17 protein-coding genes are annotated in these 23425 nt (G+C 59.3%); 11 read left to right on the top strand and 6 right to left on the bottom strand.

Annotated elements, in window-relative coordinates; genetic code table 11:
• Nucleotides 1-4: 4 nt before the first annotated feature.
• The 3 genes from OHL23_RS21560 to guaB all read right to left on the bottom strand — a co-directional run bounded on the left by OHL23_RS21560 (nucleotide 5) and on the right by guaB (nucleotide 3947).
• The gene (locus tag OHL23_RS21560) at nucleotides 5-1711 is read right to left on the bottom strand and encodes a DHA2 family efflux MFS transporter permease subunit (RefSeq protein WP_263354032.1); all 1707 of its coding nucleotides are present in this window, start codon (nucleotides 1709-1711) and stop codon (nucleotides 5-7) included.
• Nucleotides 1712-1896: 185 nt separating this feature from the next.
• Nucleotides 1897-2418, bottom strand: a complete 522-nt coding sequence (locus OHL23_RS21555) for a VanZ family protein (protein ID WP_263354031.1) — start codon at nucleotides 2416-2418, stop codon at nucleotides 1897-1899.
• A 5-nt stretch (nucleotides 2419-2423) separates the two neighbouring features.
• Nucleotides 2424-3947, bottom strand: coding sequence for an IMP dehydrogenase (gene guaB / locus OHL23_RS21550; RefSeq protein ID WP_263354030.1), 1524 nt, complete (start codon nucleotides 3945-3947; stop codon nucleotides 2424-2426).
• A 120-nt stretch (nucleotides 3948-4067) separates the two neighbouring features.
• Here guaB and OHL23_RS21545 point away from each other — a divergent pair, with 120 nt between their 5' ends.
• The 5 genes from OHL23_RS21545 (at nucleotide 4068) to OHL23_RS21525 (ending at nucleotide 11924) form a co-directional block, all read left to right on the top strand.
• Nucleotides 4068-4682 carry a hypothetical protein gene (locus tag OHL23_RS21545; RefSeq protein WP_263354029.1) on the top strand — a complete coding sequence of 205 codons (615 nt, stop codon included), beginning with the start codon at nucleotides 4068-4070 and terminating at the stop codon, nucleotides 4680-4682.
• 231 nt (nucleotides 4683-4913) lie between these two features.
• Nucleotides 4914-5534 carry a ribosome maturation factor RimP gene (locus tag OHL23_RS21540; protein WP_263354028.1) on the top strand — a complete coding sequence of 207 codons (621 nt, stop codon included), beginning with the start codon at nucleotides 4914-4916 and terminating at the stop codon, nucleotides 5532-5534.
• Between the two features lie 142 nt (nucleotides 5535-5676).
• Complete coding sequence (gene nusA / locus OHL23_RS21535) at nucleotides 5677-7269, top strand: transcription termination factor NusA (RefSeq protein ID WP_263354027.1); 1593 nt, start codon at nucleotides 5677-5679, stop codon at nucleotides 7267-7269.
• 117 nt (nucleotides 7270-7386) lie between these two features.
• The gene (gene infB, locus OHL23_RS21530) at nucleotides 7387-10896 is read left to right on the top strand and encodes a translation initiation factor IF-2 (RefSeq protein WP_263354026.1); all 3510 of its coding nucleotides are present in this window, start codon (nucleotides 7387-7389) and stop codon (nucleotides 10894-10896) included.
• A gap of 137 nt (nucleotides 10897-11033) precedes the next feature.
• Nucleotides 11034-11924, top strand: coding sequence for an aldo/keto reductase (locus OHL23_RS21525; protein ID WP_263354025.1), 891 nt, complete (start codon nucleotides 11034-11036; stop codon nucleotides 11922-11924).
• Nucleotides 11925-11959: 35 nt separating this feature from the next.
• Here OHL23_RS21525 and OHL23_RS21520 read toward each other — a convergent pair whose 3' ends face one another.
• The gene (locus OHL23_RS21520) at nucleotides 11960-12481 is read right to left on the bottom strand and encodes a hypothetical protein (RefSeq protein ID WP_263354024.1); all 522 of its coding nucleotides are present in this window, start codon (nucleotides 12479-12481) and stop codon (nucleotides 11960-11962) included.
• A gap of 281 nt (nucleotides 12482-12762) precedes the next feature.
• Here OHL23_RS21520 and OHL23_RS21515 point away from each other — a divergent pair, with 281 nt between their 5' ends.
• Nucleotides 12763-14268, top strand: a complete 1506-nt coding sequence (locus OHL23_RS21515) for a glucuronyl esterase domain-containing protein (protein WP_263354023.1) — start codon at nucleotides 12763-12765, stop codon at nucleotides 14266-14268.
• Here OHL23_RS21515 and OHL23_RS21510 read toward each other — a convergent pair.
• The gene (locus tag OHL23_RS21510; RefSeq protein WP_263354022.1) at nucleotides 14265-15608 is read right to left on the bottom strand and encodes an Hsp70 family protein; all 1344 of its coding nucleotides are present in this window, start codon (nucleotides 15606-15608) and stop codon (nucleotides 14265-14267) included. The two genes, OHL23_RS21515 and OHL23_RS21510, sit on opposite strands and share 4 nt — an antisense overlap.
• Nucleotides 15609-15821: 213 nt before the next feature.
• Here OHL23_RS21510 and OHL23_RS21505 point away from each other — a divergent pair, with 213 nt between their 5' ends.
• The 4 genes from OHL23_RS21505 (at nucleotide 15822) to OHL23_RS21490 (ending at nucleotide 20413) form a co-directional block, all read left to right on the top strand.
• Complete coding sequence (locus OHL23_RS21505; RefSeq protein ID WP_263354021.1) at nucleotides 15822-17558, top strand: peptide-N4-asparagine amidase; 1737 nt, start codon at nucleotides 15822-15824, stop codon at nucleotides 17556-17558.
• A gap of 288 nt (nucleotides 17559-17846) precedes the next feature.
• The gene (locus OHL23_RS21500; protein ID WP_263354020.1) at nucleotides 17847-18242 is read left to right on the top strand and encodes a hypothetical protein; all 396 of its coding nucleotides are present in this window, start codon (nucleotides 17847-17849) and stop codon (nucleotides 18240-18242) included.
• Between the two features lie 216 nt (nucleotides 18243-18458).
• A complete protein-coding gene (gene ald / locus OHL23_RS21495) occupies nucleotides 18459-19574 on the top strand; it encodes an alanine dehydrogenase (protein ID WP_263354019.1) in 1116 nt (371 codons plus the stop codon).
• 44 nt (nucleotides 19575-19618) lie between these two features.
• Nucleotides 19619-20413 carry an NIPSNAP family protein gene (locus OHL23_RS21490; protein ID WP_263354018.1) on the top strand — a complete coding sequence of 265 codons (795 nt, stop codon included), beginning with the start codon at nucleotides 19619-19621 and terminating at the stop codon, nucleotides 20411-20413.
• 13 nt (nucleotides 20414-20426) lie between these two features.
• On the opposite strand, the gene OHL23_RS21485 is transcribed toward OHL23_RS21490, so the two are convergent.
• On the bottom strand, nucleotides 20427-20927 hold the full coding sequence (locus tag OHL23_RS21485; RefSeq protein ID WP_263354017.1) for a DinB family protein: 501 nt from the start codon (nucleotides 20925-20927) through the stop codon (nucleotides 20427-20429).
• A gap of 161 nt (nucleotides 20928-21088) precedes the next feature.
• On the opposite strand from OHL23_RS21485, the gene OHL23_RS21480 reads away from it, so the two are divergent.
• Nucleotides 21089-23407 (top strand): sensor histidine kinase, encoded by a 2319-nt coding sequence (locus tag OHL23_RS21480; RefSeq protein ID WP_263354016.1) that lies wholly within the window; start codon nucleotides 21089-21091, stop codon nucleotides 23405-23407.
• The last annotated feature ends 18 nt before the right edge of the window (nucleotides 23408-23425 follow it).

The raw sequence follows: 23425 nt of genomic DNA, 5'->3' as shown, positions 1-23425 counted from the left end.
GGCCCTAGTGCATCGCGATGTCGCTGCTTCCGCCGCCGGGGCGGTTCTTGTTCAGCATGAAGGCCAGGAAGACCATCCCCAGGGCCATCCAGAAGAGCATCTTGTACACATCCTGATAGCCCAACATGGCAGCCTGCTGCTGCAACATCTGGTAGATGTTGCCGGAAGCTTTGGCCTGACTGTTCGCACTTCCAAAATCCTGCCCCATGACAGCTCCCAAGCCTTGGGAGTACTGCTTGTAGGGAATATTCAACGAGGTCATGTTCTGCTGCAGGTGCGCCTCGTGGTAGAGCGACCGATTGGTGACTTCCGCGCCTGTGATTGCGATGAATACGCTGCCGCCGATGTTGCGGACGAAATTGATCAATCCCGCGACCTGGTTGCTGGCTTCCTTGGGCATGCCTACGTAAGCCGCTGTCGTGATCGAGATGAAGGCAAACGGAATCGGTGCGAGTTGGATGACGCGCAGCCAGGATGCGTTGGCGAAGCTCATGTCGAGGCTGAGCTGAGTGGTCGAATACCAGAACGAGAATGCGAAGATGATGAATCCGCAGGCAGCGACGTTGCGGGCAGGGAACTTGCCGGTCGCCCAACCGGCAAATGGCATGACGACCAGCAGCGAGACACCGCCGGCGGTCAGGGCCAGTCCGGCGTTGGTCGCGGTATAGCCGAGCAGTTGCTGCAGGAACTGCGGCTGCAAAACGGTGCTCGCGTTGAGAACTCCGCCGACCAGCATCATCAGAAAACAGCAGATGGCGAAGTTTTTGAACTTGAAGAGCCGCAGATTGATCAGAGGATCTTTCTGACGCAGTTCCCAGACGATCAGCCCGACGATTCCTACCACGAATGTGACGGCGAAGAAGCGGATGAAATTGGAAGCGAACCAGTCGTTTTCTTCGCCCTTGTCCAGCATGATCTGCAAGCCGCCCATGGCCAGGGTGAGGAAGGTCAGGCCCATGAAGTCCATGTTGAAGAGTTTGGAGCGGTCCGGCTTGATCCATGGTGGATCTTCGACCATGCGCGTCACCAGAACGTAGGCAAGGATGCCGACCGGGATATTGATGTAGAAGATCCAACGCCAGGAGTAGCTGTCCGTGATCCAGCCGCCCAGCGACGGTCCAATCGAGGGGGCGAGCACGGCGACCAGGCCGTACAGCGCAAAGGCCTGACCGCGTTTGCGCTCGTCAAAACTGTCCGCCATGATTGCCTGAGCCATCGGTTGCAATCCGCCGCCGCCCGCGCCCTGAAGCACCCGGCAGAGCAGCAGAATCGGGAGGGAGGGAGCGATCCCGCAGGCAAAGCTGGAGACGGTGAAGATGGTGATGCAGAGAAGGAAGAAGTTCTTGCGGCCAATGAGGTTCGAGGCCCAGCCGCCCAACGGCAGCACAATAGCGTTGGCGACCAGGTAGCTGGTCAGTACCCATGTTCCCTCGTCGGTGCTGACGCCGAGGTCTCCGGCGATGTGGGGCAGGGCAACGTTGGCGATGGAGGTGTCGAGCACCTCCATAAAGGCGGCGAGCGCCACCGTCATGGCGATCAGCCAGGGATTGACGCGCGGCTTCCAATGCGCATGATCATTGGCCGAGATGGACGGGTTCTTGATGGTCTTTTCTCCGCTGGAGGGAGCCGTAGCCGGCTCAGCGGGCTTGCTTTGCGCGGGGGAATCGGGAAATGCTTCGCCGCCAGTTAGAGCCCCAGCTGTACTTCCCATCGGCTTTCCCCTTTTCGAGCTGAGCCTTTTGAACGAGATTGACCAAGAATCTCTGTGAGGCTCAGACTTGAGTAAACGACATTTGGACAGGCAACGAGTGTTCCCTATGCAGATGGCGGCAAACCCTTCGGGGATGCACAAATCGGAACCGTACCAGCAAATCTACCCGAAGCAGGGACAGGCGGCTAGGCGATTTTGGACTGTTTCGAGTGACCGAAGCGCATCCAGAACCATACCAGCATCTGCATAATCAGACCGCCGGTGCAGTCGATCATGACGTCCCGGAAGGAACCGCTGCGGTTGGGCAGGAATAGCTGATGCGTTTCGTCGCAAGACGCGACCAGGAGCGTTCCGAGCATGGCAAGAGCGTGTGCGGTGATTCGCAGGCGATTCCGTTCCAGAGGCTGGGGCAGCGTCATCCAGAAGGCGCGAAACCATGCGAGCGAGAGAATGCCGTATCCCGTGAAATGCCCGCATTTGCGAATGATGATGTGAAGCCGCCACCACTGGGGCTGAGAGAAATGCCGGTGCAGGAGGAATTCGCAAAACCGCTGGAGCGGGCCGGTCGTGTGGTCCGCTCCGAAGTAAACGGTCGACTCCATCGCAATGACCAGGACACACAAAACCACCGGAGTCCAGGCGCTCACCTGGTGGCGCAGACTGCCGCGGTCGGGGGAAACCGGTGGTGAGGCTACGCTACTCGGCATGCGCTTTACTCGACATGATAATTTGGCGCCTCGCGGGTGATGATCACGTCATGAACGTGGCTCTCGCGCAACCCGGCTCCGGTAATGCGGACGAATTTCGCATTTTCCTGAAGCTCGGCAATCGTCCCACAGCCCAGGTAGCCCATGCCGGAGCGAAGTCCGCCGACCAGTTGCAAGACCATGCCTTCGAGCGGTCCACGATATGGGACACGCCCTTCGATGCCCTCGGGGACGAACTTTGCCAGCCGGTTCTGGCTGGACCGTTCCCGCTGCACAACATTTTCCACGCTCTCCGAGGCTGCCCCGGCGTCATCGCTGCTTTGGAAGTAGCGTTCGCTCGAACCGAGCGCCATGGCGGTCAGAGATCCCATGCCTCGATACGATTTGAAAGACCGGCCTTGATAGAGGATCGTCTCGCCGGGGCTCTCATCCACGCCCGCAAAGAGCGATCCGATCATTACCGAACTGGCTCCCGCCGCTATTGCCTTCGTCACTTCGCCGGAGTACTTGATGCCGCCGTCGGCGATCACCGGGATATTGCGTTCTTTCGCGGCCCTGTAGGCTTCGGCGACCGCTGTAATCTGTGGCATTCCCGCGCCCGTGACCATGCGCGTAGTGCAGATCGAGCCCGGTCCAAAACCGACCTTGATCGCGTCCGCGCCCGCGTCGATCAGCGCCAACGCGCCCTCGTACGTGGCCACGTTTCCGGCCAGCAAGCCGACATTTGGGAAGGCTTTTTTCACCTCGCGAACAGCTTCAAGAACACGCGTGGAGTGCCCATGCGCCGAATCAATGGCCAGCACATCGGCCCGTGCGCGCACCATTTCAGCAGCGCGCTCCAGAAAATCGCCGGTAGCGCCAATCGCTCCGCCCACGCGCAGCCGGCCCTTCGAATCCTTCGAGGCATTGGGATATTTCAGTTTTTTCTGGATGTCCTTGACCGTAATCAGGCCCTTGAGCTGGTACTGGTCGTCGACCACGAGCAGCTTTTCGACGCGGTGCTTGTGCAGAATCAGCTCTGCCTCTTCCAGCGTCGTCCCGACCGGCACCGTGATCAGGTCGTTCTTGGTCATCACATCGCCGATTGGAATGTCTGAGCGGGTCTCGAAACGCAGATCGCGATTGGTGAGAATGCCCACCAGTCGCTTGCCGCGCGTGACCGGGACGCCGGAAATCTTATAGCGCCGCATCACGTCCAGCGCGGCGGAGATCGGCTGATCCGGCTCAATCGTCACCGGATCGACGATCATGCCGCTCTCGGATCGCTTGACCTTGTCTATTTCGCCAGCCTGATCCTGAATCGGCAGATTGCGGTGAACGATGCCGATTCCGCCTTGCTGCGCCATGGCGATGGCCATGCGCGATTCGGTCACGGTGTCCATGGCGGCGGAGATCAGTGGCGTATTCAGGGTGATGTCCTTGGTGAGCTGCGTCTGCGTACTCACCAGCGTTGGCACCACATCGGACAAGGCAGGCACCAGCAGGACATCGTCAAAGGTCAAAGCTTCGGGCAGTGGATGGGTCAACATAGGGCTTAGATGCTCCTGGCGCGACGCGCGCTTCAAGCTCGGGCGGCGCAGGAGCTTCTGTGTATTGTAGCGGAGCCATGCTGAACCTTAAGATGGTGCGATCCCTTCGAGGCTATTTAAATGCGAAAACTCCTGATCGTGGCGGCCCTGTTTCTTGCCAGTTTGCCCTCCCTTGGATATACCACCCCCACTGTCGGGGATGTCATCGTGTCCCAGCCGAGTAACGTTCCAAGCTTTCGATTCACAGTCCTTACTGCCAATGGCTATGTCAGCTTTTCAGTCTCCAAGGATTGGAGAGTAATCACGATGCAGAGTAAACCTCCGGTTGCAGTAGCTGGATTTCAACTGGTGAATCAGGCAGATAAGCACACGTCCGATGCAACGAATGTTGTCATCAGTCTGATTCAGCCCGGTACCGAAGAAGGGGAGCGCGCTCTAATCAAGATTGGTAAGAGCTACGAGGGCTCAGTTACTGCGAGTTCGCGCCTGGGATGGGACTTGTACTCTCAGAAGGCCCATCAGAAGGAAACAGAGTACGCGGTTCTGGATGCCAAGAAAAGCATTGCGGATGTGATTGTAGCGGTTAGAGTTGCGTGGCCCCATTTGTCGAAAAATTCGCCTCAATACGATTCGGGCATGCAAGAAATATTCGACAATCTCCTCAAGTCCATTGATGGCAACCTCGGCGTATACACCACTCAACCGGGAGATGTTCTCCGTAGACCAGAGAAATAGCGGCTTCAATGAAGCCTACTCCCCGAACGCAGCCATTACACATTGAATTTCCCGCAGTTTGGCCGTATTCTATATGTGCAGACGAATTTGTCCGCCGCGCTGTGTGCAATCCGGGTGGCGGAGAGAGGAGTGGGCTCACAGCCCACTTTTTCTTTGGTGCAAATATTCGCCGGCGCTGGGATTGAATTTGGGCGGAATTGGCTGGAGTTTAGGCCGCAAAAGCTGGAGAAGATGGCGGTAAAGCTGGACGAAATTCGCAAAGCCGCAGATCGGGTGGCGGCGTCGCTTGGGCTGGACGTGGTGGATGTTGAGTTTACCGGTACAGCGAAAAGCCGCATTTTGTGCATCTATCTGGAGAAGAATGCCGAGGGGCGCGCGGCGCAGGCTGCCATCGCCGCTGCGGCTGTTGCCGATCCGGAAGCAGGCGCTGATGCCGAAGTCGTTGTTCCCGAGCGGCTTGCCAAGGGCGAGTTGAATCCAGACCAGCTTTCCTGGCTGACGCACGAAGATTGCGCCGAGTTCAGCCGCGATTTTGGAACGCTGCTCGACGTGGAAGATTTGATTCCTGACGGGGAGTACACTCTGGAAGCGAGTTCTCCAGGGCTTGATCGCAAGCTGACCCGGCGGGAAGATTTTGAAAGGTTTCAAGGGTGTCTGTTGAAGCTCCAGACCCAGGAACCGATCGCCAACAACCGCCATTGGCAGGGGAGGTTGACACAATGTTCAGCAGAGTCGATTACGGTCGACCTGACTGCAACGCGGCAAAACAGCAAGTCCCGCAAGACAGGCGTTAGCACGGTCGAAATCGCCCTCGGCAACATCGAGAAGGCGCAACTTGTCCCGGAATTTTGATCGCCGGATTTTTCCGGAAGTCGTTCACCTCGCTTGCGGCTGTCGAAATTGACGCGAAGCTCAGCAAGCCACTCCCCTGGCGGCCATGAATCAGGGCCTGTCCGGGAGATTCTCAGTAAGACAAGGCAGGAAAGCACAAGCTATGTCCAGCGCGTTGTATCAAAGCATTGAGGCACTCAGCCGCGAAAAGAGCATTGACCCGGGGATTGTCGTTTCCGCCGTCGAGGAGGCTATTGCCCTCGCCACCCGCAAGTATTACAAAACCCAGGAAAACATGCGCGGTGAGCTGAACAAGGAGACCGGCGAGATCACGGTTTACGCCTACAAGACAGTCATGAACGGCGAGGACGAGATTGAAGATCCCGTCAATCAAATCACGCTGGAAGAGGCGCAGGCCATGGCGGCCGGAGCCGAGCTTGAGCCGGGCAGTGAGATTCGCCTCTACAAGGACACGCGCCCACTCGGCCGCATTGCCGCGCAATTGGCCAAGCAGGTCATCTTTCAGAAGGTGCGCGAAGCCGAGCGCGACACGGTTTTCAACGAGTATGCTCATCGCGAGAAGGAAGTCCTGTCGGCCGCCGTCAAGCGCATTGAGGGCCAGGACATCATTATCGATCTGGGCAAGGCGGAAGCCCGCATGCCCAAGCGCGAGCAGTCGCGGCTGGAGCAGTTCAGCGTGGGCGAGCGGATTCGCGTGGTTCTGCTGAAGGTGGATCGCGCCGCCAAGGGCCCTCAGGTCGTCGTCTCGCGCGCGGCTCCGGAGCTGGTCTCGAACCTCTTCCAGTCCGAGGTTCCCGAGATTTACGACAACACGGTTGTGATCCGCGCCATCGCGCGCGAAGCCGGCGAGCGCACCAAAATCGCTGTTATGTCCCGCGACAAGGACGTTGACCCGGTCGGCGCGTGCGTTGGCATGAAGGGGATGCGCGTGCAGTCGATCATTCGCGAACTGCGCGGCGAGAAGATCGACATCATCGAGTACAACGAGGAAATTACGACCTTTGCCGAAAAGGCATTGCAGCCGGCCAAGGTCAGCCGGGTGTCGATTGTGGACCTGGCCGATAAGCAGCTTGAGGTCATCGTAGACGACACGCAACTGTCGCTCGCAATCGGCAAAAAAGGGCAGAATGTTCGCCTCGCGGCCAAGCTTCTCGGCTGGAAGATCGACATCAAGAGCGAGGAAGAGAAGCGCCAGGAAGTCGAGCAGCAGATGACCGGCTTCTCCAGCGGTCCTTCGACACCGATCGAGCAGGTTGCCGAGCTGGGCGAGACCATTATCCAGAAGCTGGTTGCTGCTGGCATCACGACCGTCGAAGGTCTGGCGGATATGACGCCGGAGCAGCTTGAAGAAATCCCCGGCATCGGCGAAAAGACGCTGGAACGCATCAGTGTCGCCGTTCGGCACTACTTCGGCGAGTACGAATCGGGCGAGTCGAATCCGAATGCCGCAGCCGCAGGAGCAGCCAAGGCCAACGAAGACGCCGCGGAGGAAGTTGATGAGCCCGGAACCCCGGATGAGCCAGTTGAGGAAGCAACCGCGGAGCTGACGCCTGATTCCAATCAGGAAGACGCAGCCACCGAGATCATGGAAGTCGAAAATGCTGCCGATCCTGAGCGCACGCATCCGGTTGCAAGCGGAGATGTCGTGCATGTTTCAGCGGAAGCAGTGCTGGAAGAGACAGAAAAGGCAGAAGAAGCAGTGATTGATTCCGGGGAAAGGCAGGGCGGCGAGTAGTATGTGCCGCCCCGCAAAGATAGTTTCAGAGGATAATAGCAATTGGCAGAGTTTTTGTTGCCACGAGGTTGCTATGAACGGTTAACCGGCATTGGGTAACACCACGAAAAGAGGCGGATGAGTAAGGTTCGAATTAACGATCTGGCGCGTGAGCTGGAAGTCAAGAGTAAGCAGATTCTCGATGCTCTGGAATTTATGGGTCTGGCTGAGGGCAAGACTCACTCGAGTTCCATTGAAGCGCATGAGGCTGAGAAGGTTCGCGTTCATTTTGAACGCGGTTCGCGGCCAGCGCCTTCGGCGAGCGCAAGAAGCGAGCAGGACAATCGTCCCAAGATTGATCTTTCCAACATCTCCAAGCCCGGCGATGTGATGAAGGCGATTCTGGCGCGGAAGCAGGAAGCCGAACGGCAAGCTCAGTATCCGCAGCGGACTGGTGCTCCGGCGGTGGTGGTGCGTCCTCCTGCCTCCGGGGCTGGTTCCGGGTCTGGCGTGACGGGTTCCGGCGTGCAAGCCTCCACTGCAACCGGCACCAGCGCGGTCCATTCGGGAAATGTCCGTCCTCCTGTTCCGCCACCGGCTCGCCCCGTAACGGTGCCTCCCGTTGCAGCCAGGCCGGAGCCGCGCAAGATCGTTCCGCAGCCGCGTCAGGCCCCGCCAATCATTCATCCACCGCAGACTCCCGCTTCCGGGGCAATTGGAACGCGCCCGCCGAGTGGACCGGTTGTAGCCCGTCCGCAGGCTGGCCCTGTATCGGGAACTTCAGCGTCGCGCCCGGCAGTCGCGGTTGTGCCTCCGCCGGTTGCGGTCGTCGTCAAACCGCCAACGTCGCCGACGGCCTCGGCAAGCGTTCCTTCGGCAACGCCGGCGCCTCCAGTCGTTGTGGTTGCGCCTCCGCCCACGAAAACGGCAACCGCAGTTCAGGAGCCCGAAGCGGCGGTTACGCCGTCCGTGACCATCCAGGAACCAGTCTCGACTCCTCCCGCGCCTCAGGCTACCGCAGCAACGACTTCGGAGGTAGCGCCAATCTCCGCTCCGGCGACGACCCCACTGGCTGCGTCCTCGGTGGACGCCCCGGTTATTTCCGCTCCCTCTCTTCCGGCGAACAACGGATCAGCCCCCGCCAGTGAGCCGGCTCCGGTCGCAGCCAGCAGCCCGGCCCCGGAAGCACCTGTCGCAACTCCTCCGCCAGCTCCTGTCGTTCAGGTGCGCAAGGTGGTTATGCCCCAGACCGGACCTCGTCCCGTCTACAAGGCTCCGCCGCCGCCACCGCCGTCGGCAGCTCCTGCCGCCAACGCCAATGCTGCAGGCATTCAACGCGGCAAGCCAATCTTCGACCGCCGTCCGCAGAGCGGACCCGGCAGCTTTACGCCTCGTCCTCAGGGTGGTGGCCCCGGCGGATTCCAGAATCAGGGCGCACCGGGACAATTCCCCGGCGGGCCGCGTCCCAAGCATCCCACTCGCCCCGGTTTCGCCGGTTCCGGCCCCGGTGGTCCGGGTGGCCCAGGCGGGCGTCCTGGATTCGGCGGCCCACGTCCTGGATTCGGCGCTCCGCGTCCCGGTGGCTTTGGCGCGGCTCCGGGCGGTCCACCACCTCCTGGTGAAGCTCCGCGTGCTCCGCGTCCTTCGGGACCGCCAAGAGGCCGTGGCCGTCAGCAGTATCCGAAGACCAAAGAAGGCCCGATGAAGGGCTTTGTGCCGCCGCCGCGTTTTGGTGGCGCGTACATGGGCAATGAGCCGCCGCCGATCACCCGTGAAATCACCGTAACCGAAGGCATCAGCGTCAAGGATCTGGCCGAGAAGCTCGAAATCCGCGCCAAAGACCTGATCGCGACCCTGCTTATGCGTGGCGTTTTCGTCACCGTGAACCAGTCGCTCGACGCCGAAATGGTGAAGGACGTAGCCGCGCGCTTTGGCGCTGGCGCGACCGTTATCAGCTATGAAGATGAAATCGCCAACCAGGCCATCGAAGAGATCCTGGAGAGCAACAACATCGACGAGCTCGAAGTGTCGCGTTCGCCCGTCGTTACCGTCATGGGCCACGTCGATCACGGCAAGACCTCGCTGCTCGACGCCATCCGCGAAACCGACGTCGCTTCCGGCGAAGCCGGCGGCATCACCCAGCACATAGGCGCCTACAAGGTGAAGTTCACCAAGGAAGGCTCTCCGGCCTCAGGCCGCGAGATCGTCTTCCTCGACACCCCGGGCCATGAAGCCTTCACCCGCATGAGAGCCCGCGGAGCCAAGGTCACCGATCTCGTCGTGATCGTGGTAGCCGCAGACGATGGTCCGATGCCTCAGACGCTCGAAGCCATCGACCACGCCAAGGCAGCGGGTGTCCCGATGATTGTGGCCATCAACAAGATCGACCGTCCCGAAGCCAACCCGGAAAAAGTGCAAAAGCAGCTTGCGGATCGTGGTCTCGTCCCCGAAGAGTGGGGCGGCGACACTGTCTACGTTCCGGTTTCAGCCAAGAAGCGAATCGGTCTCGATGCGCTGCTTGAAATGATCTGCCTCGTCTCCGACGTGCAAAACCTCAAGTCCACCCCCGGCCGCAAGGCTGTGGGAACGGTGCTTGAGGCCAAGCTGGACCGCGGCCGCGGCGCAGTCGCAACGGTTCTCGTCCAGAACGGAACCCTGCGCGTCAACGAGAGCTACATCGTCGGCAACACCTTCGGCAAGGTCCGTGCGATGTTCGATGACCGCGGCCGGGCCATCACTGAAGCCGGCCCGTCCACTCCAGTCGAAGTTCTCGGCCTCGAAGGCATGCCGGATTCCGGCGATACCTTCCTGGTCGTGGCGGATCGCGATAAGGCTAAGGGCATCGCCCAGTACCGCAAGATGAAGGAACGCGAGGCGCAGCTCGCTAAGAGCAGCCGCGTGTCTCTGGAAGGCCTGGCCGAGCAGATCCGCACCGCAGGCGTCAAAGATCTGCCGCTCATCATCAAGGGCGACGTCACCGGCTCCGTCGAGGTCATTGCCGACTCGCTGGTCCGTATGTCGACCGAGAAGGTGCGCATCAAGGTCATCCACTCCGGTGTCGGCGCGATCACCGAAAGCGACATTCTCCTCGCCTCGGCTTCGAACGCCATCATCATCGGCTTCAATGTCCGGCCAGAAAGGAAGTCTGCCGAACTCGCCCAGCAGGAAAACGTGGAAATCCGCCTGCACTCGATCATTTACGAGTTGCAGGATGAGATCCGCAAAGCCATGCTTGGCCTGCTCGACCCGACCTTCCGCGAAAACTACATTGGCCGTGCGGAGATCATCAACGTCATCCGCATTCCCAAGGTGGGCACCATTGCCGGTTGCCGCGTGACCGACGGAATCCTCCGCCGCGATGCAGAAGTTCGCATCCTGCGTGGAGCCGAAATGGTGCACAAGGGCAAGATCGGCTCCCTGCGCCGTTTCAAGGACGACGTCAAGGAAGTCACCAACGGCATGGAGTGCGGCGTCGGTATCGCAGGCAGCTTCAACGATCTGAAGGAAGGCGACGTGATCGAAGCCTTCACCACAGAGCGCATGGCCAGCGACCTCGGCCAGTTGGCTACAACCGTAGCGGCTGCCGCCAAGGAAGCCAAAGAAGCCAAGGAACAGGCCGCAGCCGCCGAAACCGCAAACCGCAGCTAACAGCCACAATCCAACAGCAACAAAATGGCCCGCCTCTCATTATGGGAGGCGGGCCAATCGATTTTCTACGATTTCAAAGGTTTATCCATGGGATTCATAAGCTGTGGTAAGATTCGGCCCATCGGAGGCTCGTTCCCATGGCTCAAACTTCCCAATTCTCCCGGCGTGATTTCCTCAAAACTTCGCTCGCAGCCGGCGCCATTGCAGGCGCAGGCAGCCTTTCTCTGAATGCGGAACGGCAGACGGCGACGGACTGGGTTACGCTTGGCCGGTCTGATGTGAAAGTAACGCGCCTCGCCTTCGGCACCGGCAGCATGAGCGGACAGGTTCAGCGGGATCTCGGCCAGGAGCAGTTCACGCGGCTGGTGCGCCACGCCTATGATCGCGGCATCCGATTCTTCGAAACCTCTGAGTCCTACGGCGAAATGCACAAGATGCTCGGCATCGCCCTTCAGGGACTGCCCCGCGAGAGCTATCGCATCATGTCCAAGGTCACGACGTATCACGAGGTCGATCCGCAGCAGAAATTCGACGAACTCCGCACCCTAGCCAAGACCGACTACTTCGATATCATGCTGCTGCACTACCAGCACACGCCCACCTGGCCCACTGACACACGCAAGTGGCAGGACGCAATCCTCGAAGCGGAATCCAGAAAAGTCATCGTCAGCCATGGCGCATCGGTTCACGGGCTTCCGGCGCTGCGCCTCGTTCCCGGCAACGAGTGGCTCAAGGTCGCCATGATTCGCGTCAATCACAACGGCACCCGCATGGATGCCGAGGTTCCCGACGCCCCGATGCTCGGCAATGTCAGCGAAGTCGTCACCCACGTCCATCAGGCGCGCAAAGAAGGCATGGGCGTCATCAGCATGAAGCTTGTCGGCGAAGGTGTCTTCAATCACGAAGACCGACAGAAGGCCATGCGCTTCGCGTTCAAAACTGCCGGCGTCGACTGCGTTACCGTTGGTTACAAGAGCACGGCAGAGGTCGACGAAGCCATCGATAACCTGAATCTGGCCCTCGCCTGATCGGATCGAGCTGTCAGCGGAAGGAAGAGAACTCCCTAAATGGGATGCGGAGTTGTATTGCGCGCAGCGGTTACGTTATCCGGTGTATCCGTGAAGGATTTGCCGGCTCTGTAGGCGAATTTCTCATGCTTTGTCCCGACCTTGCGGATTGCGTCCTGCGCGCCGTCGTCCCAGGTCACGCGTGCTTCGCCATCCACATAGACCCACTTTCCATGAATGTCGCCCAGGGATCGCTCCGCATCTCCGCTTTCCTTGAGCGTGATGAAGAAGTAGTTGCCGCTGCCGTTGCCCTCACCGACCTCCCACTTGCCCAGGAAATGCTCGCGGGTCGGCGTCACGGAACTAGTGCTACCAGTCGAACCGGTCGCATCTGAGCCGACCGGAAACTCCACCCGCTCAATATCGCCCAGATTGAAGCTCTGCCGGTGGCCATCCTTGAAGACAATGACGATCGTGCCTGTTCCGCTCTTGGGAGTCGACGGAGTCTTTGCAAAACTGCCGGGAACCGCGAGACAAAGCAGGATGAACAGAGCGATAACGCCGAAGGGCTTACGCATCGGATTCTCCTTTGAAATCAGTGGGGCGACGATATGGAAGCTTGATCACGTCAATCTCTTCTACGCCGCGAACATGCCAGTTGTTCCCGGAACTTCGCAGGTATCAATGGAAATAAATGAGTTCGCAGCGAATGTCGAAGTCGCGGCTTTCATTCCTGACTTGAGAGTCTGCCGTGTTGGTTTTCGGCCCAATTTGTCAAAGTTTGTCAAAGCCCTACAGAATCGATATCCTTCGTGCGTCATTCCTTCGCGTCCCGTAGTAAATCCCAAGGAGCGATCACGTGCCCACTCCGAAATGGAAGCTGTCCCGCCTGCTGTTCCTCTCCGCTCTTTTCGCCTACGCAGCGCCATTTGTGTCCCAGGCAATTGGACAGGCTGCATCTGCGACGCCAGCCGCTCCTGCAACTCCGCCCACCCGTCTCGCGCCCACTCCAGAACAACTCGCACAGCAGGCAGCCTCGGAAGCCGATCATCAGCAAATGATGGATCAGCTCCATATCGCCTCACTTCGCGGCGGCGCGAACGGAACTGACCCCAGTGCCCCCAACTTCGCCAATTACGACGAATCGAAGGCTAATCCCTTTCCTGATCTGCCGGATCTGCTGACCCTCAAGGACGGCAAGAAAGTAACATCCGCGAAGGAGTGGTGGAAGCAGCGCCGTCCCGAGATCGTTGAGGATTTCGACCGCGAAATCTACGGCCGCGTTCCCGCGCACACTCCGAAGGTTACGTGGGAGATGGTGAGCACAACCACCGAAAAGAACGGCGACTTCAGCGTCGTAACGAAGAAGCTGATCGGCCACGTCGACAACTCGGCGGACCCCGCGATCACCGTCAATATCGACTTCTCTGTCTCTACGCCGGCCGATGCGAAAGGTCCGGTGCCGGTCATTATTGAATTTGGCCTCGATCCAGCCTTCCTGGCGGCCATGCGCAAGCGTTTCCCCAACTTCGCCCTACCGTCGCAGGTTGGCCCAACGTGGCAGCAGCAGGTTCTGGCCAAGGGATGGGGCTACGCGGAATTGATTCCCACGACAATCCAGGCTGACAACGGCGCTGGTCTGCGGGAGGGAATCATCGGGTTGTGCAACAAAGGCCAGTACCGCAAGCCCGACGACTGGGGCGCGCTGCGAGCCTGGGCGTGGGGAGCCAGCCGTGCTCTCGATTACCTCGAAACCGACAAAGCCGTAAACGCCAAGGAGGTTGGAATCACGGGTCATTCGCGCTACGGCAAGGCTGCCCTAGTCACCATGGCCTACGACCAGCGCTTCGCCATCGGCTACATCAGCTCGTCCGGCGCAGGTGGAGCAGCGCTCTATCGCAGGCACTGGGGCGAGATGCTGGAAAACGTAGCCGGAACGCAGGAATATCACTGGATGGCGGGTAACTTTCTCAAATACGCCGGTCCGCTCCACCCCAACGATCTGCCCGTCGATTCTCATGAACTGATCGCTCTCTGCGCACCGCGTCCTGTCTTTATCAGCGGCGGAGCGACGAATGGCGTGAGCGGTCATCCCAGCGATGGCGACGGCTGGATCGACGCTAGAGGCATGTTCATGGCTGCTGCGGCGGCGGGCCCTGTCTACAAACTTCTCGGCAAAAAAGATATGGGCACGACGACCTTCCCACCTATCGAAACCCCGCTCATTGATGGAGACCTGGCCTTTCGCCAGCACTCCGGCGGTCACACGCCCGCGCCGAACTGGCCGACGTTCATCACTTTCGCGAGCCGCTACCTGACCGCCCCGGGCACTCAGCATTCAGCGGGCAATAGCATGCGTCACTAACTATGGCGTGCGTCGGACAGAGACTCTTCCGCCCGCAAAGCCAGTCCGCGAGCTACAGACGTAAACTCATTCCCGCTGCGAACGCGGTCCACGCCAAACCGCCGCTCAAAGATACCGCGCACAGCAGGCACAAACGAAGTCCCGCCGGTAAGAAAGACTCGGTCGACGTCCGCATAACCAACGCTGGAGCTGTCGAAGAGCGAATCCACGCAGCCTTCAATCGCAGCCAGGTCATCGGCTATCCAGCTTTCAAACTCGGCGCGAGTCACTGCCTTGCGCAACTCCAGCGTGCCGTCGACAAACCGAAACTCCGCCGTCTCTGCGCTCGATAATTCGAACTTGAGTCGCTGCACAGCCTGATGCAACTGAAATCCAAGATCCTCATCCACCAGCGTAATCAGCGCCTCGATCTTATCCGGCTCCATCGCCCGGACGCGGGCGCTCTTCAGGATCTCGGTGACATTGCGCGTGCGCAGGAAGGACAGATAGTGCCATCGCTCCAGATTCAGGTAAATCCACGCCGGAACAGCGGGGAGCATCTTGCTCGCCGGATGCAGCAGCGTTCCCGCGCCAAGCGCCGGAGAAACCAGCTTGCGTACGATACGCGCATCAAAGGCGTCTCCAGCGAGTCCGAGTCCGCTGTTGCCCAGCAGATCCTGCGGACTGCGGCCACGCTTGCGAATTCCGGGGCCGACACGAAGCAGCGAAAAGTCACTCGTACCACCGCCGAAGTCGCCAATCAGGATCAGCTCATCGTGGTCCAGCGTCGACTCGTAGGCATAAGCCGCCGCGACCGGCTCCATGGCGAACTCGACCTTTTCGAAACCAGCAAACTCAAAAGCGCGTTGCAGGCGTCCGACGGCAAAGGCATCGTCCTCTGCGGATTCCGCGCCAACGAAGCGCACGGGGCGGCCGACCATGGCGTAACGAATATCCCTTCCGAATTGGCGCTCCGCGTTCAAGCGAAGATCTGTCAGGATGCGCGAGATCAGGTTCTCAAAGCTGAAGTGCCGGCCAAGAATTTCGGTGCCGGTGAGGTTGCTGCTGCTCAGGTAGCTCTTCAGCGACTGGATCAGCCGGCCCTTTTTCTCGGCATCCAGGTAGTGTTCGATTGCCGTGGGTCCTGTCCAGCTCCCGATGCGCAAATGGCCGTCCTGGCGGACGCGTTCGAGGTAAAGGACGGAGCGGAAGGACTCGGTTTCACCACTCCGCCGAGCGAAGCGGACAAGCTCAATCTGGCCGCCACGGGCGAGCGCCACGGAGCTGTTCGTGGTGCCGAAGTCGATCCCGATAGGCGATGCGATGGCTTGAGCATGGAGGGATTTGGTCGATTGCCGCATTTCCCCATTATTTCCCAATTTGTGATCGACTGTCGCGCGAATCGATTCTGACAATGTTTGATCGTTTCTCGCGGAATTATGACGATGAACTTCAATCTGTGCATTCAGAGTTGCGCGTTTTTTTCAAAAAGATAGACTGCGCTCCGTGCGGCGAGTTATTCTTCCCGACGTTCGAAGGGGCTCACTCGAAATTCAACCAGAAGGGAAATCACTATGCGATCAAGACTCCAGACGGCTCCCTCCCGGAGACGCCTGCTTGTTGCAATCTCAGTCCTTGCTGTGGCCAGCACGCTTCACTCTCAAACCAACAATGCAGCCAGCTCGTCGAGCCAGTTCCAGCTAGGCTCGTCGCTTGAGGCCACAGCCGATCCGGCCGTGCCCCGGCCCAACACCAAGCCTTGTGTCGTGACTCTGCTGGCCAACCAGGCTTTCGAGAATTTCAATAACCCAACCTACACATACACGCCGCCGGCCGCATGCCCCGGTCCCTGGGCGAAGGTTGTCTTCACAGGAGACTTTTCCATTCAGCCTGGCGTGCAATTTGACCGCACCGGGCAGCTTTTCCTTGGCAATGTGAATATCTACTTCGGAACAACCGCCGAGCCCCTTGCGAAGTTAACGGATACCTGGCACGTCGAGCGCGATCTGACAGACTACAGCGCACTCTTCAAGACTCCGCAAGCCGGCTTCGCGAGCCTGGGCAACATCATCGGGGAAGATGGGCTGAACTCGATTATCTTCGGCACCTTCAAGCTGGAGTTCTACCCGGCAAACTTTATCAACCCGGTGCCGCGCACAGCCGACGTGGTGCTACCTGTGACGCAGGATGGAAATGACAGCGTCATCCTCAACAACGCGAACCCCGAGTACACCGAGACCTTTACCCTGCCGACCAATGTTGAGAGCGCCTATCTTGACGTGATCGCGCAGAGCCAGAATCAGGAAGAGCAGTGGTTTCTCTGCTTGCCGAACAGTGTTGCGAGCGATGTGGGCGACTGCGGCAACACGGATTTTCGCCAGGTGAATATAAGCATCGACGGCACGCCCGCTGGAGTTGCGCCGGTCTTTCCCTGGATCTACACCGGCGGAGTGGACCCAGGCCTGTGGATTCCGATTCCCGGCGTGCAGACGCTCAACCTGCTGCCCTATCGCGTGGATCTGACGCCTTTCGCGGGTCTCTTGAGCAATGGGCAACCGCATACGATCGGCGTAACCGTCTACAACGCTTTCCAATTCTTCAGCACCGTGGCTACCTTGGTGTTGTATGAGGATCACGGAAGCAAGAAGGTAACGGGCGAGGTGACGGAAAACACGCTGACCGCCCCGAATCCGGTGGTGGTGAATAACGTTGTCTTCGATGCCAGCGGCAATGGCGGGGGCGAAGTGACTGTGACCAGCGCACAAGACTTTACCATCTCCGGCTGGGTGAATACTTCGCATGGACGGGTGAGCACGAAGATCGATGAGAAGGTGAACTTCAGCAATGCGCAGACCGTCACCTCCTCCGCCACGACATTCGGTCAGGGCGTGGTGCAAACCTCGACCGTGAATGCGAAGACAACGACGCAGGCAGGTTTCCTGGTTACGGCCAAGGAGACGCATGTCTCGTATCCCTTCAACATCAACTTTCTCGAGACAGTGGAGTCGAATGGCAATATCGGCCAGGTCACTACCGTCGGGCAGAATTTTCTGCGGGATGAGACCGAGACACTGGAGGGATTTCCTATCTTCCATTCGAATGTCAGCAATGTGCTGACTTCGGGCGATACGGCTACGTTCGTGGCCTCGCCTACCGGCTTCTCGCTCGGGCCTAACTCCGGCCAAACCAGCAAGCAGACGTATATCTATCAGGACTCGCTGGGCGGGTGCTACAGCCGTACACTTACCGCGGCCAACAATGAACTTACCGGAGTCGCCGACCAGAAGGAGTGCAAGCCGCATTTCTTCTAGAGGGTGAAAGAAACCAGCTCGCGCTGGCCGCGATCGGCCAGCGCGACAGATTCGTTGGCGGTGCCGAAGTCGATCCTGATCGCGGATGCTATGGCTTACGAATGCAGGGATTTGGTCGATTGCCGTTTTTCCCAGTATTTCTCGGGTTGAGGATCGGCATCGCCCTTCCGCGATTTTCGGTCATGGGGCAGTTTGAATCCACACGGTTGGATCAGTAGCTTTCGGATAGCCGGTCATCCTCTCAGAACTCTTTTCTTGATATGTTTCAGATAGCTCCAGAGAGAGAAGATGAAGGACTTTGAGCAGGTTTGGAGTTCCGTCGCTAGGACTCGTGGTGGGGAAGCAGTGTTGCAAGAGTTGAAGCCCCTCGTGCTCCGCGTCCACAACGACGTGGGCACGAGTCCTGTCAACTTGCTAGCCTTGAAGAACAGCCTTGTGGAACTGCTTCAATACCTCAGCGGCGAAGGGCGGACGAGCGCAAACTGTTGGGCGGCTGACCTATTCTTCTGTTCCGACGACGGGGAGCATCATTGGTCAGATCAAGACTTGCCTGATGATTTCCATGACGTACTGGCGAAGATGGGCGAGGCTTTGCACGATACGGTTACCAGCCCTGACGTTGCCAGCAACTTCGGCTGTCTTCCTGAGCAGCTACTCGAATGCGCTGAACGTCTCGAAACATAGCGACTCGCGGTCGTGTGGTCGGTTTCACCGAAATTGACGCGTTACTTCAACGCTGGTTCGGTCTGTGAATTCTAAACTGACCTACTGCCCGATTTTTTGTCGGAGGCAGCGGCAAACCGATGGTGGGGTTGGAGTCGCACCTAGAAGAGTGGTCCGGCATCTACAATGGTAGCCAGTGCGAGAAAAACGCAGGACCTGGAATATGGAGATTGTTGGATGATTATTGGAGTACCGAAAGAAATTAAGGATCACGAAGCACGCGTAGGCGTAACTCCGGCAGGCGCAAAGGCGCTTGTCGAAGCGGGGCATACTGTGCTGGTCGAGACACATGCGGGTGCGCAATCGGGTTTTCCGGACCATGAATATCAGGAAGCCGGGGCGGAGATCGTAGGCGAAGCCGGGCACGTCTGGGCCAATGCCGAGACGATCGTAAAGGTGAAGGAGCCGGTCGAAAGCGAATACGTCTTCTTCCGCGAAGGGCTCGTGCTGTTCACCTATCTCCACCTTGCTCCGCTGCCTGGCCTCACCGATGCTCTACTTGCGTCCAAGGTGATCGGAATTGCCTATGAAACAGTGCGAGACCGCGCGAACACGCTGCCATTGCTGACTCCCATGAGCGAAGTCGCTGGCCGGATGAGTGTGCAGGTAGGCGCATCCTATCTCGAAAAAGAAAAGGGCGGACGCGGTATTCTGCTCGGCGGCGTACCGGGTGTGCCTCCCGCGAACGTCTGCATCATCGGCGGCGGAATCGTCGGCACCAATGCGGCTAAAATTGCAGTGGGCATGGGCGCGCATGTGACGCTGGTGGATGTCAGCCTGAACCGCCTGCGCGAGCTGGATGATATTTTTGTCGGGCGGCTGCACACGCTCGCTTCGAACAGCTATAACGTCGGCCGCGCAACCCGCGAAGCGGATCTGGTGATCGGCGGAGTGCTCATTCCGGGCGCTACAGCTCCAAAAATCGTGACCAAGGCAATGGTGAGCAAGATGAAGAAGGGCGCAGTCATTGTGGACGTGGCTATCGACCAGGGCGGCTGCGTGGAAACGGCGCGTCCAACGTCTCACTCCGATCCGTCGTATGTTGTGGACGGCGTGGTTCATTACTGCGTGACCAATATGCCGGGAGCGGTGCCGCATACCTCGACGCTGGCGCTGACCAACGCTACCTTCCCCTATCTGTTGCGCCTTGCCAACCAGGGTGCAGCCGAGGCGCTGCGCGCCGATGCGGGCCTCGCCGAAGGGTTGAATGTCTGGAAGGGAACTCTGACTCATCGCGGAGTTGCCGAGTCACAGGGCCGCGCATGGACCGCGCCCGCGGAGGTGCTGGCGTAGTGCATAATTATCCCTGTTCTTAAAAATTATCTACGGGGGTTTCTGTGCAACGTCGTCAGTTTCTAGCTGCTTCTCTTGCAACCTCAGCTCTGGCCTTGGCGCGTGACGCCAAGGCGCAGAGTTCCGCCTCTACCGCTCGTGAGTTCTACCAGATTCGGCAATACAAGATGCAAAACGGTCCGCAGACGAAGCTGACTGGAAATTACTTTTCCCAAGCTCTGATTCCGGCGCTGGGCCGGATGGGATTCGGGCCGATTGGCGCGTTTTCGGTAAACATCGGGCCGGAAACTCCGACGTATTATCTGCTGATTCCAGGCTCATCGGTAGAAGCGCTCGTGACCGCCGATCTGCATCTGGCGGAAGACGCGGAATTCCAGAAGGCTGCTGACCCATTCTGGAATGCACCGGCAAGCGATCCTGCATTTATCCGCGTCGAAAGCTCGCTCTATATCGCTTTTGAGGGCTGGCCAAAGCTGACCCTGCCAGCCAGCTCGACGACCAAGGCCAAGCGAATATTCCAACTGCGAACCTACGAGAGCCCGAGCTATCGCGATCATGTCCGCAAGGTGGAGATGTTCCACCACGGCGAGTTCGATTTCTTCAAATCCGCCGGTTTGCACTCGGTATTTTACGGCGACGCGCTCATCGGTTCGCGGCTGCCTGCGCTGACCTACATGCTTGGCCTCGATAACCTCGAAGAGCTGAATACCAAGTGGGAAGCCTTCGGGAGCAATCCGGAGTGGAAGAAACTCTCGGCCGATCCGCGTTATGGCTTCGAACCAACGGTAAGTAACATCACCAACCTAATCCTGACCCCGATGGGATCGTCACAGATCTAGTTTGCCAATCTAGCTACCACGAGTCCCCGCCGTCAGGCGGGGGCCAGCTTCCAAGCAACTGGCGCAACAGCACGACGCGGCCCAGGTGATAGGCGTTGTGAGCGGCGAGGCTTTCCAGTTGCTCACGAACCGTCATGTCCGTGGGCCGGTTGCGCTCCGGATTGGTGGGACAGGCGACAAGAATTTCCAGCCTATCCGTGTCGTTGGCGATCGCGGCGGCGTTTTGTGTCCCGGCAAGAAACCGTCCGCGAAGACTTTCCCACGGCTCATCGAAATTCGCCGGAAATCCCTCAGTAGCGTGGGCCGGGTAGGGCGTGGGCTTTCCTTGTACCCAATCCAAACTGATCTCTTGCCAGAAAGCCATATGCCAGACCTCTTCGTAGATGGATCGCGGAGAGGCGCCGAGCGCGGCGCCAGGCTTTTCCTGTGCTGCGCTTTCGGGAATTGCCTGAAGAATGTTTGCGGCCGGGGCAAATGCGCTGCTTCCGATGAGTGCTCGGGCTAATTCGTTCACGGGAAATTTCCTCGCTGGCTCCTGGAGTCTCTCCCGCCGATTGTACCGGAGAGACTTTAGGATCGCGCCAGCGTCGAATAAGTGCGGCAGACTAAAATCGACACGATCTGACTCGCATCGATTCCGGACGTTTACGACGCCCGTCAGCCTATAATCTCGCCATGTCCCTTTTCGGCAGCTCACGTCGTAGAACAATCGCCTGGCTGGCGGCGGGGGCATTTGTCATTTTCGCGGCTCTGGTGGCTCTGCAAGCCTTCAACACAAGCAAATATCCCTTTCTGACTCCGCAGACCACAAGCGATATTCTCGTCTTCACCGCAATGTCGGTGATCGTCTTTCTGCTGCTGCTGTTGCTTCTGGTTCTCCTCATCCGCAACATCCTCAAGCTCTTTGTCGATCAGCGAAGCCGTGCGCTCGGCTCGCGCCTGCGCACCCGCATGGTTCTGGGCGCGGCGCTCATTGCGCTGGCTCCGGCGGCCTTCATGTATCTCTTCAGCTTTCAATTGCTGAATCGCTCGGTAGACCGGTGGTTCTCGCAGCCTACCTCGGAGCTGCGCGAGGACTCGACGCGCGTCGTATTGGAATTAGCGCATTATGCCTCTTCGAATGCACGGTTGGAGGCCGAGGCAATTGCAACCTCAGGAGCGCTGGACAAAGACGTCGAAGCCGCCAACGCCGAGATTCACTCCCGCCGGATTACGCTTGAGGGCGGTTATGTCGCCGTCTATGGGCAGGGCTTGCAGGGAGTTCGGCAGGGAGTGCTCGGCTACCAACTGCCCGCCGAGAGCAGCAAGCGCAGCCTGTTGCCCTGGCTCGATGATGGCAAATCGGACGCAACCCCGCTGCAAGGGCCCGTTTACTCCGATCTCCTGGCCGTGGCGCAGCGCAGCGACGAGCCGATTTTGATCGTCGACGACGGGCAGCAAAAGCGGGAGTTCGCCTCCGGCATCGCCGTCACCCCCGGCGGAAGGCTGGTGGTGGTCGGGTTGCCGATGCCGCAGGGGCTCAGCGAGACGGCCAGCCAGATCCGTATCGGAGCCAGCCAGTACTGGGCTTTGTTTCGCTCCCGCAACAGCATTCGCTGGACCTACATCTTCATGCTGCTCCTGATCACCACGCTTGTCTTTTTCAGCAGCATGTGGCTGGCGCTGTTCTTGTCGAAACAGATCACGCGGCCCGTCGAAGCACTGGCCGATGCCATGGACGAGATCGCCGATGGCAAGCTCGGCCGGCGGGTCGCCGTCGAGTCAGGCGGCGAAATGGCCGAACTGGTCCGTGCCTTCAACCACATGGCTCAGGATCTGGAGAGCAGCCGGCACATGGCCGAGAGTTCGCGGGAGCAGCTTTCCGCTGCCAATCAGGCTCTTGAAGAGCGCCGCCGGGAACTGGAGACGATTCTTGAGACGATTCCCAGCGGCGTCGTCACGTTGGATCGAACCGGAGCGATTCTGCTCGCCAACCGGGCATTTTCTGCGCTCACCGGGCATCGCGAAGAGAGCGACCTGAGCGGTCGGCAGATTGAGACGCTTTTTCCCGCCGATTGCAGCGACGACCTGTCCCGGGTCATTCGCCGCAGCCACCGCATGGGCGCAGCGTCCATCGAAGTGGAAACGCGTGCCCTCGGGCGCGTGATGCATCTGGCAGTCACCAGCGCGCGCCTCGAACTCGGCCAGGATAAACAAGGTTCGGTGCTGGTCGTGGAAGACACCACCGAACTGTTGCGCGCGCAGCGGCAATTGGCCTGGAAGGAAGTGGCGCAACGCGTCGCACATGAGATCAAGAATCCGTTGACGCCGATTGCGCTCTCCGCCGAGCGGATTCGCAGGCATCTCGATCGCGCCACGGAAGAGTCGCCGAGCGTGATTCGCAAGTGCAGCGAGGTGATTCTCGGCTGTGTCGGCACACTGCGTTCGCTGGTGGATCAGTTCGCCGCCTTGGCCCAGTTTCCGGCGCCGCAGCCGCGCCCTTGCGACATGAATCAGATTGTCGACGACGCACTGCTGCTGTTTTCCGGGCGTCTCGACGGAATTACAACCCGCAAGAGGATGGAACCTGCCCTGCCGCAGGTAATGGCCGATCCAGACGCCGTCAAGCGTGCGCTCGCCAACCTCATAGACAACGCAGCCGAAGCGATGCAGACCAGCCTGCTGCGCGAATTGACCGTGACGACAGGATTGAGCGAAGACGGAATGTCGGTCGAGGTCGCCGTCTGCGACACCGGTCACGGGCTTACGGATGACATTCGCGAGCGCCTGTTTCTGCCGTTCTACTCCACCAAGCAGCGGGGCACGGGACTGGGTCTGTCCATTGCCGCGAAGATTGCGCAGGAGCATCACGGATCGATCCGCGCCGAGGCGAATACGCCAAAGGGCGCCCGCTTCCTGCTGTGTCTGCCCGTGATGGAGAACTCCGTTTCCGCCACCATCGACGGCAACTCCGAAGTTGAAACGTCAGCATTGGCCGCCGATGGTTTGGGATAACATTTGCTACTTGGATCG

Source organism: Acidicapsa acidisoli, assembly GCF_025685625.1.
Classification (GTDB): domain Bacteria; phylum Acidobacteriota; class Terriglobia; order Terriglobales; family Acidobacteriaceae; genus Acidicapsa; species Acidicapsa acidisoli.
The sequence above is the reverse complement of the archived record's forward strand: the minus strand, read 5'-3'. Positions and strand labels throughout refer to the sequence as shown.

Coding starts and splice junctions, on each gene's coding strand:
- OHL23_RS21560 (WP_263354032.1), bottom strand. CDS start 1,711: ATGGGAAGTACAGCTGGGGCTCTAACTGGCGGCGAAGCATTTCCCGAT.
- OHL23_RS21555 (WP_263354031.1), bottom strand. CDS start 2,418: ATGCCGAGTAGCGTAGCCTCACCACCGGTTTCCCCCGACCGCGGCAGT.
- guaB (WP_263354030.1), bottom strand. CDS start 3,947: ATGTTGACCCATCCACTGCCCGAAGCTTTGACCTTTGACGATGTCCTG.
- OHL23_RS21545 (WP_263354029.1), top strand. CDS start 4,068: ATGCGAAAACTCCTGATCGTGGCGGCCCTGTTTCTTGCCAGTTTGCCC.
- OHL23_RS21540 (WP_263354028.1), top strand. CDS start 4,914: ATGGCGGTAAAGCTGGACGAAATTCGCAAAGCCGCAGATCGGGTGGCG.
- nusA (WP_263354027.1), top strand. CDS start 5,677: ATGTCCAGCGCGTTGTATCAAAGCATTGAGGCACTCAGCCGCGAAAAG.
- infB (WP_263354026.1), top strand. CDS start 7,387: ATGAGTAAGGTTCGAATTAACGATCTGGCGCGTGAGCTGGAAGTCAAG.
- OHL23_RS21525 (WP_263354025.1), top strand. CDS start 11,034: ATGGCTCAAACTTCCCAATTCTCCCGGCGTGATTTCCTCAAAACTTCG.
- OHL23_RS21520 (WP_263354024.1), bottom strand. CDS start 12,481: ATGCGTAAGCCCTTCGGCGTTATCGCTCTGTTCATCCTGCTTTGTCTC.
- OHL23_RS21510 (WP_263354022.1), bottom strand. CDS start 15,608: ATGCGGCAATCGACCAAATCCCTCCATGCTCAAGCCATCGCATCGCCT.
- OHL23_RS21505 (WP_263354021.1), top strand. CDS start 15,822: ATGCGATCAAGACTCCAGACGGCTCCCTCCCGGAGACGCCTGCTTGTT.
- OHL23_RS21500 (WP_263354020.1), top strand. CDS start 17,847: ATGAAGGACTTTGAGCAGGTTTGGAGTTCCGTCGCTAGGACTCGTGGT.
- ald (WP_263354019.1), top strand. CDS start 18,459: ATGATTATTGGAGTACCGAAAGAAATTAAGGATCACGAAGCACGCGTA.
- OHL23_RS21480 (WP_263354016.1), top strand. CDS start 21,089: ATGTCCCTTTTCGGCAGCTCACGTCGTAGAACAATCGCCTGGCTGGCG.